The 15,046-nt window shown below is 43.7% G+C and carries 13 protein-coding genes; 6 read left to right on the forward strand and 7 right to left on the reverse strand.

All coding sequences use genetic code 11. From position 1 onward, the window contains the following. Positions 1-62: 62 nt before the first annotated feature. From MADE_RS11090 to MADE_RS11105, 4 genes are all read right to left on the reverse strand, one after another. Entirely contained in the window at positions 63-419 is a 357-nt protein-coding gene (locus tag MADE_RS11090; RefSeq protein ID WP_012519175.1) for a hypothetical protein, read from the reverse strand. Positions 420-573: 154 nt separating this feature from the next. Further along, positions 574-2,733 carry a prolyl oligopeptidase family serine peptidase gene (locus MADE_RS11095; protein ID WP_012519176.1) on the reverse strand — a complete coding sequence of 720 codons (2,160 nt, stop codon included), beginning with the start codon at positions 2,731-2,733 and terminating at the stop codon, positions 574-576. Positions 2,734-2,780: 47 nt separating this feature from the next. After that, complete coding sequence (locus tag MADE_RS11100; RefSeq protein ID WP_012519177.1) at positions 2,781-5,915, reverse strand: efflux RND transporter permease subunit; 3,135 nt, start codon at positions 5,913-5,915, stop codon at positions 2,781-2,783. Then, on the reverse strand, positions 5,915-7,159 hold the full coding sequence (locus tag MADE_RS11105) for an efflux RND transporter periplasmic adaptor subunit (protein ID WP_012519178.1): 1,245 nt from the start codon (positions 7,157-7,159) through the stop codon (positions 5,915-5,917). The genes MADE_RS11100 and MADE_RS11105 overlap by 1 nt, the downstream gene beginning before the upstream one ends. Positions 7,160-7,545: 386 nt before the next feature. Here MADE_RS11105 and MADE_RS11110 point away from each other — a divergent pair, with 386 nt between their 5' ends. Further along, positions 7,546-7,854 carry an isoamylase early set domain-containing protein gene (locus MADE_RS11110; RefSeq protein ID WP_012519179.1) on the forward strand — a complete coding sequence of 103 codons (309 nt, stop codon included), beginning with the start codon at positions 7,546-7,548 and terminating at the stop codon, positions 7,852-7,854. Between the two features lie 75 nt (positions 7,855-7,929). Here the strand turns inward: MADE_RS11110 and MADE_RS11115 are convergent, their stop codons facing one another. Further along, positions 7,930-8,856 carry an electron transfer flavoprotein subunit alpha/FixB family protein gene (locus MADE_RS11115; RefSeq protein ID WP_012519180.1) on the reverse strand — a complete coding sequence of 309 codons (927 nt, stop codon included), beginning with the start codon at positions 8,854-8,856 and terminating at the stop codon, positions 7,930-7,932. Next, on the reverse strand, positions 8,853-9,605 hold the full coding sequence (locus tag MADE_RS11120; RefSeq protein WP_012519181.1) for an electron transfer flavoprotein subunit beta/FixA family protein: 753 nt from the start codon (positions 9,603-9,605) through the stop codon (positions 8,853-8,855). Before MADE_RS11120 ends, MADE_RS11115 begins: the two co-directional genes overlap by 4 nt. Positions 9,606-9,976: 371 nt before the next feature. On the opposite strand from MADE_RS11120, the gene MADE_RS11125 reads away from it, so the two are divergent. Beyond that, entirely contained in the window at positions 9,977-11,626 is a 1,650-nt protein-coding gene (locus MADE_RS11125; protein ID WP_012519182.1) for an electron transfer flavoprotein-ubiquinone oxidoreductase, read from the forward strand. A 122-nt stretch (positions 11,627-11,748) separates the two neighbouring features. Further along, complete coding sequence (locus tag MADE_RS11130; RefSeq protein WP_012519183.1) at positions 11,749-12,147, forward strand: H-NS histone family protein; 399 nt, start codon at positions 11,749-11,751, stop codon at positions 12,145-12,147. 126 nt (positions 12,148-12,273) lie between these two features. On the opposite strand, the gene MADE_RS11135 is transcribed toward MADE_RS11130, so the two are convergent. After that, positions 12,274-13,230 (reverse strand): IS1595 family transposase, encoded by a 957-nt coding sequence (locus MADE_RS11135; RefSeq protein WP_023559741.1) that lies wholly within the window; start codon positions 13,228-13,230, stop codon positions 12,274-12,276. Between the two features lie 134 nt (positions 13,231-13,364). On the opposite strand from MADE_RS11135, the gene MADE_RS11140 reads away from it, so the two are divergent. From MADE_RS11140 to fldA, 3 genes are all read left to right on the forward strand, one after another. Beyond that, positions 13,365-14,057, forward strand: a complete 693-nt coding sequence (locus MADE_RS11140) for an alpha/beta fold hydrolase (protein ID WP_012519092.1) — start codon at positions 13,365-13,367, stop codon at positions 14,055-14,057. A gap of 124 nt (positions 14,058-14,181) precedes the next feature. Next, positions 14,182-14,400 (forward strand): DUF2788 domain-containing protein, encoded by a 219-nt coding sequence (locus MADE_RS11145; protein ID WP_012519093.1) that lies wholly within the window; start codon positions 14,182-14,184, stop codon positions 14,398-14,400. A 26-nt stretch (positions 14,401-14,426) separates the two neighbouring features. Then, positions 14,427-14,951, forward strand: a complete 525-nt coding sequence (gene fldA, locus MADE_RS11150; RefSeq protein ID WP_012519094.1) for a flavodoxin FldA — start codon at positions 14,427-14,429, stop codon at positions 14,949-14,951. The last annotated feature ends 95 nt before the right edge of the window (positions 14,952-15,046 follow it).

Consider the following 15,046-nt stretch of genomic DNA (forward strand, 5'->3'; position numbering starts at 1 on the left):
ATTCAATTATTTAGTATAAAAGCAGAAGCGTTGAAAAACGTTTCTGCTTTTTTTATGCCATTCTACGCCGCCATATGAATATCTGAAGTAGGCGTTTGCACAAGCTGCTGTAGCTTTCGGCACACCTTTACCCAGCGCGCCACTTTTTGATAGTAAACCTGCTCTATCAATTGCCCTTTCTCATCAAACAAAAAGCTAGCAAGCTTTCCTTTATTTCCTGGCATATAAAAGTGATGTACCGTGAACTGGTTAGACAAGGGCGCATTTACGATTTTTTGATACATGCAGAACGGCAGTGTATTAGCTCGCTCATCGCCGCCAGTTAAACGACTACGGCGCTGAAACGTATCTGAACCTAAGTCAGCTAATATGCCGTGCTTTGTAATAAGTTGATCGACCGCTTTGATGCCTGTTTGCATAATCATCTCCAAAAAGGTGCCGACGCCGACACACCACAATAAGAGTCAAAATAAACCATACTGATATTTATACAGTATATGGCCATTTGATTAAAATGCAAACAAAAAAAGCCGCTTTAACAAGCGGCTTTCGTTTAGTGACGGGCGATTAGCATTATTCGAGGGCCGATTCTAAAAATGCCCACTGGTCAGCATAGCCTTCAATACGCATCCACGTTGGTGTACCAGCGCCGTGGCCTGCACGGGTTTCAACACGAAGTAATACGGGGTTATCGCAGCCTTGATCGGCTTGAAGTTGTGCCGCAAATTTATAGCTATGCCAAGGAACTACGCGGTCATCGTGATCGCCAGTAGTAACCAAGGTTGCCGGATAACAGGTTCCAGGTTTTGTATTGTGAACAGGAGAATAAGCATACAAGGCTTCAAATTCGTCGTTGTTTTCACTCAAACCATAATCAGACGACCATGCGCGAGCATTAGCGCTTGGCGTGTGATAGCGAAGCATATCTAGTACCCCTACAGCCGGTAAGGCGGCAGCGAAAAGATCGGGGCGCTGCGTTAACGTTGCACCAACCAGCAAGCCACCGTTAGAGCCGCCTTGAATTCCCATTTTTTGAGGGTTGGTATAACCACTTTCGACTAGGTACTCCCCTGCAGCAATAAAATCATCAAACACGTTTTGCTTATTTAACTTAGTTCCCGCTTTGTGCCATTGCTGGCCATACTCACCACCTCCTCGCAAGTTAGCGATGGCAAGCACATTGCCTTGCTCAACCCATACCATTCTGGACACTGAGTAGCCGGGTTTTAGTGAAATATTAAAGCCACCGTAGCCATACAGTAAGGTTTTATTATTCCCATCAAGCTTTAATCCTTTCTTATGTACAATAAACATAGGCACTTTGGTGCCATCTTTACTGGTGTAAAAGACTTGCTTGGTTACATAATCATCATAGTTAATGCCAGTATCTATGCGCTTAAATAATGTTGACTCGCCGCTTTGAACATCATAAGCGTAAACTTGGCCAGGATTAGTGAAGCCCGTTAACTTGTAAAACGTCGTGTCGGCAGTTTCATCTCCATAAAAGCCGTTTACGCTGCCAATATCAGAAAACGAAATGTCATCAATTTGTTTGCCAGACAAGTCAAATACACTCACTTGCCCTTTTACATCTTTAAGGTACTGAGCGAATAACTTACCACCTAATAGCGATACACTATTTAAGGTATCTGACGTACTTTCAATAACAGTTTCGCTTGACTGAACGCCATTGTCGAACTCAACCTTTACAACCTTACCTGTTGGCGCATCGGCCGTTGATGTAAAGAAAAGCGTGTCTTCTTTTTCACCAATAAAATCGTAGCGACCATCCCACTTATCAAAGATTGGTATCAACTTACTGTTTTTTTCTTTTAGCGACTTAGCGTATACCCCATTGGCTTCATAGCCTTCAAATACCGAGATTAATAGTGTTTCACCGTCTTGAATAACCAGTGGGTATGGGTTCCAGGTAGGTTTGCCGTCAAATGAGAACACTTTTGTATCTTCATTTTGCGCTGTGCCTATTGCGTGAAAATAAATAGACACGGTTTGGCTATCGTCAAACTCACCTGCGTCATTTTCTGGGTAACGCGAATAGAAAAAACCACTTTCGTCAGGTAGCCACGCTACGTTTGAAAATTTAACCCCTTTAATAACATCGGTTAAATCTGATTTGTTGCTGGTTTCACGTATATGAATGGTTTTCCAGTCTGTACCACCGTCGGATAGCATGTATGCAAGATACGACGCTTTCGGGCTTAGTTCAGTTGACGCCATCGATACAGTGCCATCATCACTTAGGGTGTTGGGGTCAATGAGCACTTCAGGCTTACCGTTTAGCCCATCAGCCATATAGAGGACATATTGGTTTTGCAATCCGTTGTTATACGTATAGAAGAGTTTGTCATTTACCATGTAGGGCGTTGAATACTTTTCATAATCCCACAATGCGGTTAAACGCTCTTTGTACAACGCTTTAGAAGATAGCTCAGCTAGATAAGGACGAGCAAGCTCGTTTTGGGCCTCTACCCACGCGTTTACCTCTTCACTTTCTTCTTCTAGCCAGCGATAAGGGTCGCTCACTGTAGTACCGTGATAATTGTCCTGCTGCGCGACGGTTTTTGTTTCTGGATAGCTAGACACTGTCGGCATCGCTGTATGTTGCATCTCGCTTTTCGCCGGCTCTGCATTGTTACTGTAGGACGTTGAACAAGCAAAGGTTACCCCTGCAGATGCTGCAACCACGGCTGCGTATATTAGTTTTTTCTTCATTTTTAGTCCTTATAAGAAAAATGCCGGTGTTACCCGGCATTCTCTACTTAGCTTTCTGTCGTAATTTGAGCCTGTTTTCTGCCTTTAAATACATTCTTAAGGTCGTTAAGAATGAGGTAAAGTGCTGGAACAAGTAGTAGCGTAATCACCGTGGCAAACAAAATACCAAAGGCCAGCGAGATTGCCATAGGGATCACAACTTGTGCTTGTAAACTGCGTTCGAAGACAATGGGCATCAACCCCATAAATGTTGTTAACGAGGTGAGAATAATCGCTCTGAAGCGCTGGGTGCCTGCGCTTATCGCCGCGTCCATTAGTGACATTCCTTCCTTGCGAGCGCGGTTTACAAAATCCACCATAATTAAGCTGTCATTCACTACAACGCCAGACAACGCGATAATTCCGCAAATAGACAATACACTGACTGCCATACCAAGCACTAAGTGACCGACAATGGCACCAACAATACCAAAGGGTATAACTGACATAATAATTAACGGCTGACTGTAGGATTTAAGCGGTATAGCTAGTAAGGCGTAAATAGCAAAAAGCGAAAACAATAATCCTTGCATTAAGCTAAACATTGCATCGGCCTGCTCTTTTGAATTCCCTTGTAGTTTGAATTCTACATTGGGATAGCGCGCTAATAGGTCTGGCATCAGATTATCAATAACGTCATTGGTTACCTCTGATGGGTCAAGTAACGCCTTATCGACTGCTCCTGATACTGTAACAGAACGCTTACCATCAACGCGGATAATCGAGTCGAAGCCTTGACCTACGGTAAACGTAGCGACTTGTTCGAAAGGAATTTCTTGGCCATTTGGTGCGCGAACTCGCATATTTTTAAGGTGTTCTACTGAGCTACGTTCGGCTTTGGGGTAACGTACCATCACCTTTATTTCTTCGTCATCGCGCTGAATTCGTTGTACTTCAGCACCATAAAAGCCAAATCGCACCTGTTGCCCTAAGTCCCGTAACGAAACTCCTAGCGCGTCGGCTTGCGGCTTAAGGGCAAGCTGAATTTCTTCACTGCCGCCAGAAAAGGTATCATTAATATCTGTAACCCCTTCGTAACCGTCAAGCGCCTCTTTTAACTCATCACTAATTGCCCGTAATGCCTTTATATCGCTAGAGCTAAATTCAAAACTTAGATCTGAGCCTCCACCAGGCCCACCCGGCGAACTGATATTAAAAGACTTCACCCCTGGAATTTCAGGTAACTCTTCACGCCACATATTCTGGATTTCAAAGTCGGTAAGCGTTCGCGTTTCGCCTTTGGTAAGCTCCGCGAATATCTCCCCCCCTAGATTACCGTTATCAAAGGCAATGGCGTGTTTGATAACATTGTCGCCTGACTCTTGTGCAACTTTATCGTCCATGCGGTGCATGGCTTCACGTAACGTTGTTAACACGTTATCGCGTTGTTCTAGCGACGAGCCCGGTTCCAGTTCAAAGCTTGCAATCATAAAGTCGCTGGGAATATTCGGGAAAAATACGAATCGGACAATACCGCCACCAAATAAACCTACGGTTAATATCAGCATCGCCATGAAAACCGCAACCGTCGTATAACGATTGCGTACCGCTTTAGCGAGAAATGGGGCATATTTGTTATTAATAAAGGTTTTTATTCCTTCGCTGAAAAAGTCTCTAAACCGTTGAAATGCGTTTGCCTTTGCCGGGTCATATGGCTTTAGCTTCATATGTACAAGGTGAGCTGGCAAAATAAGCTTAGATTCTATGAGCGAGAAAATTAGGCAGACAATGACCACCATGCCTATGGTTTTCCAGATAATACCAAACGGCCCTGACACCATTAACATAGGAGAAAACGCCGCAATAGTGGTAAGTACACCGAAGGTTGCCGGCATTGCTACCTTTTTTACACCCGCAATAACGTTCTCAGCACTGTGGCCCTTCTTATCAATTTCGGAATAAGCCGACTCGCCCATAATGATGGCATCGTCAACGACTATCCCCAACACCAGAATAAAAGCGAATAAACTCAGCATATTTATAGATACGCCAATCATATCTAGCGGCATCACCAATAACGTGCCAAGGAAACATACCGGAAGACCAACGATTACCCAAAAGGCGAGTTTAATTTTCAAGAAAAGAGACAGCACTAAAAATACGAGTAGCGCACCAAAGAACATGTTTTCAAGCATCATATTTAGCCGGTCAGCCAAATAAAAGGAACTATCGCCCCACGTGTCAGCCGTTATATGCGCAGGAAACTCTGACTTTTGGCTGTCTATATAGTTGTTAACTTGCTCTGAAATTTCCAGCGCGTTTTGATCGCCCACCGCACGGACACGAAGGCTTACGGCGGGTTTATCATCAAATAACGCGTATTGGTTATTCTCGATAAAGCCGTCATTGATATAGGCCACATCTCCCAGCGTAACGCGGGTGCCGTTTGCATTGGTCAATAAGATAATTTGCGAGAAGTCCCAGCCCGTGTAGGCCTGCCCTTTCGTTCTCAGTAAGATATCGCCATTTTCCGTGCGAATTGAACCACCAGGTAAGTCAACACTGGTTTGGCTTAAACGCGATACCACTTCAGCAAATGTAAGGTTGTATTTCTGCAAATCGACTTCAGACAATTCGACCGAGATTTCATAATCTCGCGCCCCCACTACTTGCACGCTTGAAATGCCGGGTAAGTTCGCAATGTCGTCACGTAAATCTTTGGCAAACTCTTTCAGTTCCCGCTCTGAAGCATCGCCATATACTGAAAGCCAAATAACATCCTGCTGTATTTTTTGACGGTAAATGACCGGTTTCTCAGTATCAGCGGGAAAACTGGGAATGGCATCCACTTGCACTTTTACTTCATCAAGAAGCGAGTCAACGTCGTAATCTTCTTCTACTTGAATACTCACCGTGCCCATACCCTCAACGGCAGTGGCGTTTAGCTGCTTGATACCTTCTAAGTCTTTTATCGCTTCTTCAATTTTTAATATCACGCCCTCTTCTACTTCCTGAGGCGCAGCACCTAAATAAGGTACTCTTACATTTATGACGTCTATATCGAAGCTGGGAAAGACTTGCTTTTGAATGCTGAATGCGCCGAATAAGCCACCGACTATTAACAGCCACATAAGCAAGTTTGCCGCAACACTATTTCGAGCAAACCAAGCTATCAAGCCTTTTTGCGTATCTATCCGGCTCATTAACGGCCTCCTTCGGAGGTATTGCTTTCCACTTTCTCGCTTTCGTCAGTACTGGAAGATTGTGCATCTGCCTGCGCTTCATCTGACAGCACCGGCTCATCGCCAGGCAGTCTTACCTTCATGCCGTTGTAGGGGTTTGGCACTGCGCTCGTAACCACTAGCGTACCTTCTTCAATACCTGAACGAATAAACACTTCTTTCGCCGTGGTACGCGCCACTTCAACCGGTTTAATTTCAATTTCGCGATTGTCATTTACGGTAAGAACGGTGTTGTCTAAGCGCAAAATGCTTCGGGGTAATACAAGCAACTGCTCATTTTGACGTGACGTGATCTCTGCTTCAACAAATTGACCGAAACGCAGAGGCGCTTTATGAGACGCTTTGAAGTTATACGGGTCTTGAACTTCGACAATGGCATATACCACTCGACTACCCGTGTCTAAAATGCCTTCTGAGCGCACAAGTTGACCTTGCCACGTGCGTTTAACACCGCCCACAGAAGCCGTAAGCGAAACAGGCACGCCTTCACTCGATTGCCCGGCAATATTGATGAACATCAAATCACTATCGGTGATGGGCAATCTTACTTCCGCCGTATCCGTTGAATAAACGGTACCAAGCACAGAGCCCATTGCCACGAACTGACCAAGATCGATATTACGCTCTACCACAATGCCATTATAAGGCGCCGTGATTTTGGTTCTTTCTAAGTTACGTTTTGCGCGCTCAAGTTTTGCTTTTGCCGCTTTTACATTAGCCTGCTCTTTAGCCAACTGAGGCTTTCTTAACCCTAATTCTGGCGGCGCCACACTGCTTACAGAGCGCCATTCTTGTTCAGCAACTTTACCCCGTGCGATTTCTTCTTGAAGCGCCGCCTGTGCCTGCGCTAATTCAGCTTCTGCTAATTTAAGGTCGGTGCGATAGTCGTCCTGCTCTAGGGTTGCTAGCACGTCACCTTTTTTAAACGTTCCCCCAGCAATAAACACGTCAGATAAACTCACTACCTGCCCGCTCACCTGTGCACTTAACGACGTCTTGTTGCGCGGTACCACATTACCTTGCGATTTAACGATGAAGCTTACCTGCTCTGAGTTAACGGCTTCGGCGTCAACAAGAAACGCAGGAATGTCCACGGGGACTTGCTCAGGCGGTTTACGCGATTTGATCATAACAGCGGCGGCGATAAACGCGATTAACACGATGAAAAGTGGCAATCCACTTTTCATTAACATGGAGTTTTTCATTTACTATCCCTAGGAACGAAAGGAAACCAGCATGGCATTAGTCATCACAAACCGTTCGTAAGCAGACATAATTACCAAGCCGTCACCCGACGACTTTCTATTATTATTGTTTCAACACTAGTGTACTGACTTATTAGTGCGTATGCCCACTTAACATTGTTAGATTTTGTGTCTATTTATTGTTTTTTAAGTGAACGCTTTAATCAGTAGTCCTAATATAAAAAATTATCGAAAGAATACAAAGTAAGATTGATAATTATCATTTTTTCGTTGATTATTTAAGCACTCATTGGTTATGAGTTGACCGGTGGCTTTAATTTTAACCTCGTCTAACAACTAGAGGGAGGCACTGGAACAATTTCGCTACGTTGAAGGGAAAACAGATTATGAGCCTTAAGAAACAATACCTTAAATCAAAACCTCTGTGCAAAGTGACATTTCGACTAAACGCGGAAGCAGCGCAAGATGCAAAAGAAGCGGCGCTTTGCGGAGACTTTACCGACTGGAAAGCCCAGCCACTAACAATGAAGAAACTAAAGAGCGGCGACTTTACTTTGACCGTTAATTTAGAAAAAGATCATGAATATCAATTTCGTTACCTTATTGACGGTGAAAAATGGGAAAACGACTGGGAGGCCGATGCTTATATGCCATCTCCAGTAAGTATTGAAGACAACTCGGTAGTTCGCGTATAGCGTCGCCCATGCGGGAAAAACGCCCAAAAAAAAGGCTGCAAAAATGCAGCCTCATATTGTTACAATAAAAGTAGCTTAAAGAGAGCTTTCAAGCTCTGGAAGCACTTCAAACAAATCACCGACTAAGCCGTAGTCTGCAACTTGGAAAATGGGTGCTTCTTCGTCTTTGTTGATAGCAACGATAACTTTAGAGTCTTTCATACCTGCAAGGTGCTGGATAGCGCCTGAGATACCTACCGCAATATAAAGCTGTGGCGCAACAATCTTACCTGTTTGGCCTACTTGCATATCGTTAGGAACGAATCCAGCATCTACCGCAGCACGCGATGCACCAATAGCAGCACCTAGTTTGTCTGCAATACCTTCAAGAAGTTTGAAGTTGTCGCCGTTTTGCATACCACGACCACCAGAAATCACTACTTCTGCTGCTGTGAGTTCAGGGCGCTCTGACTCAGTCAGTTCTGCTGAAACAAAATCAGACTTTTCGCTGCTTTTAACCACATCAATCGCGGTTACTTCAGCGCTGCCGCCCGTTGCAGCTGCATCAAACGAAGCAGCGCGAACCGTAATGACTTTTTTCGCATCAGATGATTGAACAGTTGCGATAGCGTTACCCGCATAAATTGGGCGCACAAAAGTGTCTTCGCTTTCAACACCAATAATGTCTGAGATTTGCGCTACGTCTAACAATGCCGCTACGCGAGGCATGAAGTTTTTACCCGTAGTTGTAGCAGCAGCCACAACATGGCTGTAATCACCTGCCAGTCCAAGAACTAAGTCAGCCGTATTTTCAGCTAATTGGTGCTTGTACGCTGCGTTGTCGGCAACCAATACTTTTGCAACGCCGTCAATTTGCGACGCAGCTTCAGCAACCGCTTGGCAACCTTCACCTGCAACTAGTACATGGATATCACCACCCATTTTCTGTGCGGCATTAACAAGCTTATGCGTTTCAGTCTTTAAGCTTGCGTTGTCGTGTTCTGCATATACGAGTACGCTCATGAGATCACCTTTGCTTCATTTTTTAACTTTTCTACCAGTTCAGCAACGTCTGCTACCTTAATACCACCCTCGCGCTGTGGTGGAGGCGTGACTTTCAGCACTTTTACGTTGGATTCTAGTGCTACACCGAAGTCAGCTGCCGCTTTCACGTCAAGAGGCTTGCGTTTCGCTTTCATGATATTCGGTAGAGATGCATAACGAGGCTCGTTTAAGCGAAGGTCTGTAGTTACCACAGCAGGAAGCGAAAGCGCTACTGTTTGAAGGCCGCCGTCGATTTCACGGGTTACATTGACTTTTTCACCGTCTACAACCACTTCAGAAGCGAAGGTGCCCTGAGGCATGCCTGTTAATGCGGCAAGCATCTGGCCCGTTTGGTTGTTATCAGAGTCAATGCTCTGCTTTCCAAGAATAACCAGTTGAGGTTGCTCTTCTTCAACGACTTTAGATAGAAGCTTAGCCACTTGAAGTGAATCAAGATTTTGGTCGGTATCGATTTGGATACCGCGATCAGCGCCTAGGGCAAGCGCTGTACGTATTTGTTCTTGGCAGCTTTTATCACCAATTGAAACAACAACGATTTCAGTGGCCACGCCTTTTTCTTTTAAGCGAACGGCTTCTTCAACCGCAATTTCACAGAAAGGGTTAATGGCCATTTTCGCGTTTGTAAGATCTACGCCTGATTCATCGGCCTTCACTCTTACCTTAACGTTGTAGTCGATCGCGCGTTTGACCGGTACGAGTATTTTCATATTTACCTCAATTGTTGAGTTCGTCGGTGTCTATTACGTTTCACTAATAATTAACTATTAATAATTAAAAACGTATTACTTCACCACGCTTTTTGAAACTTTAACAATGTGCTCTACGTTAATAAAAACACTGTGGAACGTACGTTTTTCAAAGGCTAACCTTAAAACGTCGTTAACACCACGTTTACGAGCAGTTATAATGCACTGCCAGTTGACGTTAACGTAAACTGCTTTGCAATGTACTTACTGTTGACGTAAACGTCAACCTGCATTACCTTGCAAAACGACAATTAATTTACATGTTTTTGACACAAAGCATTATTTGTTTCATCAATAGTGCATTATAAAAATACAAACATAAGGAGCCTCCCGTGGAACGAGAATCGATGGAGTTTGACGTAGTCATCGTCGGTGCCGGCCCAGCTGGATTATCAACGGCTTGTAAGCTAATGCAGCTTGCAAATGAAAAAGACCAAGAGCTAATGGTTTGTGTGGTCGAAAAAGGCTCCGAGGTGGGTGCACATATTCTTTCTGGCGCCGTATTTGAACCTCGCGCGCTAAATGAACTTTTTCCTGATTGGAAAGAGAAAGGCGCCCCATTAAATACGCCGGTAACTGAAGACCACATCTATTTACTTAGCGATGAAGCATCGGCCAAAAAATTACCAAATGGCATCACGCCTAAAACTATGCACAACGACGGTAACTACATTGTTTCAATGGGTAACGTCAGCCGTTGGTTAGCAGACCAAGCCGAACAACTTGGTGTTGAAGTGTTCCCAGGCTTTGCTGCATCTGACGTTATCTATAATGAAGACGGCAGCGTAGGCGGTGTACTAACCGGCGATATGGGTGTTGGCGAAGATGGGGAGCCCAAAGACGGCTACATGCCGGGCATGGAGCTTCGCGCTAAATACACGGTATTTGCAGAAGGCTGTCGCGGTCATTTGGGCAAAGAGCTAATTTCTCATTTCAAACTAGATGAAGACAGTTCACCACAGCACTATGCAATCGGCTTTAAAGAGATTTGGGATATCGACCCCGCAAAACACCAGCCGGGCTTAGTGGTTCACAGTGCGGGCTGGCCACTGGATGACGCCACGGGCGGTAGCTACCTATATCATGCCGAAGACAACCAGGTGTTCGTTGGCTTAATCGTTGACCTTAATTACGACAACCCATATTTGAGCCCCTTTGATGAATTCCAACGCTTGAAGCACCACCCAGTATTCAAGCAATATTTAGAAGGCGGTAAACGGGTTTCTTATGGTGCTAGAGCGATAGCTAAAGGCGGGTTTAACTCGTTACCTAAAATGACCTTCCCAGGCGGTCTTTTAGTAGGTTGTGATGCAGGCACATTAAATTTTGCCAAAATTAAAGGCAACCATACCGCGATGAAATCAGGCATGCTGGCAGCAGAAAGTATTTTTGAAGCAATTACAGAAAATGCAGAAGCGCCAGTTAAAGAATTAACCAGCTTTACAGACAAATTTAAATCGTCTTGGTTATATGATGAATTATTCCGTTCACGTAACTTTGGCCCAGCTATTCACAAGTTAGGTAATTTCTGGGGCGGCGCTTTTAATACATTAGAGCAAAATGTCTTTAACGGTAATATGTTTTTTACTATGAAAGACGAGCACAAAGACTATGCTCAGCTTAAAGAAGCAAAAGATGCGCAAGAGATCAGCTACCCAAAACCAGATGGCGTGCTGAGCTTTGATAAGCTGTCATCGGTATTTTTATCTAATACCAATCATGAAGAAGATCAGCCCTGTCATTTAAAACTGAAAGATCCTTCCATTCCTATTCAGGTTAATTTGCCTAAGTTCGCTGAGCCTGCTCAGCGCTACTGCCCTGCTGGGGTTTACGAGGTAATTGAGGAAGAAGGTGAAAAGCGTTTTCAAATTAACGCGCAAAACTGTGTGCACTGTAAAACCTGTGATATTAAAGATCCAAGTCAAAATATTAAATGGGTTGTACCAGAAGGTGCAGGCGGTCCGAATTATCCAAACATGTAAATTAACGCCTTAATTAGTTATTTAACGGATATTTTTTAAAAGCGAGCGTAGCTCGCTTTTTTTTTGTGCTACTTTTAATTATCATCTAGTGGAAATTAAGTACAACGTATTAAGGTTAATTAATGAGCGAATTTTTAGATATTTTAACCCATGGAAGACGTTTACAAGGTGCTGTTAAGGAATTAAGCATAGAAGAACTTGAACAAGTTCAGGAAAAACTTAGCGGTATAATTGAAAAAAGAAAAGAAAAACTACTAGAGCAAGAAAAGCTTAAAAAAGAGAAATTAGAAAAGCTTGCTGCAATTAAAAAGCAAATGGAAGAAGCAGGTCTTAACGTAGAAGATTTACAGGCGTTAAATACAGACGTGAATAAAAAAGTAGGTAAAAAGCGCCCTGTTAAATATAAGCTTGTGGATGAGACAGGCGAAGAACATCTGTGGACAGGTATTGGCCGCATGCCTCGTGTTTATAAAGAAGCGCTGGATAGCGGTAAGTCTCTTGACGATTACGCCATTAGTTAATTTATTTATTCAGCACGTAAATAAGGTCTGTTTTTACAGGCCTTATTTTGTTTTTATGACGAGGTCAGTATCTTATAGTCAATAATTCATGGGTAAGTTAATTGTGAAGTTAAATTATAAACTTGGCTATGTTCTGATTAACTGTTGTTGAATCGAAAAGAGCCTGTTTCCGTTAAGGTTTTCTGGGTTATCCATAAACCTGAACCAACCAAGGTAATGTTCTAGGTATTTTGTGGCTACTCCGTGAAACCGTTTTATCCACGCTTTCAGACGACTGTGATAGGCGTTAACATTTTGAATATGAAAGACTTTATCTATCACCTTAACACCTCCCGCCACGTCTAAGCGCTTGTGTATTAAATCATTTTTCTCAGAAAGAGCTATGTAGGGCTTATATCCATCACTACATAACACACTGTCTTTCTCTAATTTTCCTGCTAGCTCCTTATGCAGAGTTGCCGATGTAACACTTGGCACAACGGCCTCATACGTATTCTTGGCTCTGTCTCTGACCGTTAAAACGGGCACCCAGTCATCTTTTGAACGCCCTCGTTTTTTCGCTTTCATCCCTCTTTTGCGGGGCTGACGAGTCATCCGTTTTGAGCCTTTCTCTGAGTAGGGAAAANGTGTTTCGTCAGCCTCGATANTACCTTCTAGTTTGCTCGCCTTCAGTGCTGATGGTAGCGCTAGGANTCGATGCCGCNACNTGAACGATGTTTCAANGTGGAGACCACATTCTTCGGCACATTTACGCAATGGCTTACTGTCCAGCATACAGCGAATATATTCTAACCACAGCTCTTTGTATCTTAGTCGAGCTAGCGGTGTCGCCGTTGTCGCTACAAAGGTTTNACCGCAGTNCTNGCAACGATAACGTTGCATCTGATNCACTTTGCCATGCCGATTGATCAGTGAGCTATGACAGTGCGGGCACTCAGGGTTTTCAACCATCCGCTCCTCAAGCTCTGTTATCAACTGTGAGACGCTATCAGTGCCTTTCAGCAGCTTCTCAACATAACGGGTTTGGCTATCTGTTAAGTGTTCTAACTCGGCTATAAGCTTTCTAAATTGTGCTGGGATCATGATTAACCCTCAATAACTGTATCTATATACAGTGTAGCAACAATTTAGCAGAACATAGCCATAAACTTTCAAAGTGTGATGCCTCATCGCCATGGCTAATTCTAATCCACGGGCTATTCGGCAATGCCGACAATTTGGCTGGGATAAAACGTCATTTTGAATCAAGTTTTAATATTGTAAGTGTAGACCTCCCCGACCATGGCGAGTCTCCATGGACCAATGGTTTTTTAGTGTCAGACGCCGCCGATGCTATTTACGATATTATGCAGTCGCTAAATATTGAAAAAAGTGCTGTATTAGGGCATTCCCTTGGCGGAAAAGTGGCGATGAAATTAGCGTTAAACCACAATGATAAAGTAACGCATTTAATTGTCGCTGATATTGCCCCTGTGAGTTACAACCACAGCCATCAGGCCGTATTTGATGGCTTGAAATCCGTTCCACTAGATACCATTGAAAGTAGGAAGGACGCTGACAAAATCATGTCTGCCCACGTTAAAGAAATGGGGGTTCGGCAATTTCTTCTAAAAAGCTTGTATCAAGACGAGAATGGTAGCTGGAAGTGGCGATTTAATGTAGACGGCCTTATTAGCAGTTATTCGCACATTATTGATTGGGAACAAACAACGCAGACGTTTAATGGCGTAACCTTGTTTATCAAGGGCAGCGAGTCTGACTATATCACGGCAGAGTATCGCGATGCGATAACCCGCTATTTCCCAAGTGCTAAAGCACATATTATTGAAGGCACGGGTCATTGGCTTCATGCAGAAAAACCGGCGGCATTTAATGCCATTGTAGAAAGAACGCTCAACAAATCGTCTTAAAGAAGGGTTTTCATCATCATTTAAGATGAGAATGACTATTATTACATATTTTTGAACGTTTTAGGCTCTTACAGGCGTATATACTATGATATAGTTGCGCCAGAAATTTTTAAGTAACAACACTATGCTTGCAGAAAATTACGAACTCATTGAGTCCATTATGCTGTATGGCGGCTTGTCTATTCTTTTTGGATTGATGGGTTTTGCTGTACACGATGTATTACGTAAGAACGATGTTCCTCTTATTGGAAGAGTGGTAACGTACGGTGTGCTAGGTTTAGGCGCATTGGGATTTCTTGCGAAAGGCATTATTGAATGGTTTTGGCTAAGCACAGGCGTTTAATTAGTAATGATTAATAGAGGTTAGATATGGCAAGCGTTGGCCTATTTTTCGGAAGTGACACGGGTAACACCGAACATGTTGCGAAAATGATCCAGAAGGAATTGGGTAAACAGCTAATTGATGTAAAAGATATTGCTAAGAGCAGTAAAGAAGACATCGCTGAGTTTGATTTGCTTATCTTCGGTATCCCTACGTGGTACTACGGTGAAGCACAGTGTGACTGGGATGACTTTTTCCCTGAGCTAGAGCAGCTAGACTTTAATGATAAGCTTGTGGCTATCTTCGGCTGCGGCGACCAAGAAGACTATGCGGAATACTTCTTAGACGCGATGGGCATGGTACGCGATATCGTAGAAGCCAAAGGCGCAATTTTGGTAGGCCAATGGTCTACTGAAGGCTATGATTTCGAAGCATCTAAAGGTATGGCTGACGACAATCATTTCGTGGGCCTGGGTATTGACGAAGACCGTCAACCAGAACTAACCGAATCTCGCGTTAAAGATTGGTGTAAACAGATTCACGACGAACTTTGTTTGGCCGAGCTTGCATAATCGCTCGACCCGTTAACACCTTCAAAAAACCGCTCAATTGAGCGGTTTTTTTATGGGTAATTCAATGCGCATTACTTTTCAAGCTTGCTGTTACG

The organism is Alteromonas mediterranea DE, from assembly GCF_000020585.3.
Taxonomy (GTDB): Bacteria; Pseudomonadota; Gammaproteobacteria; order Enterobacterales; family Alteromonadaceae; genus Alteromonas; species Alteromonas mediterranea.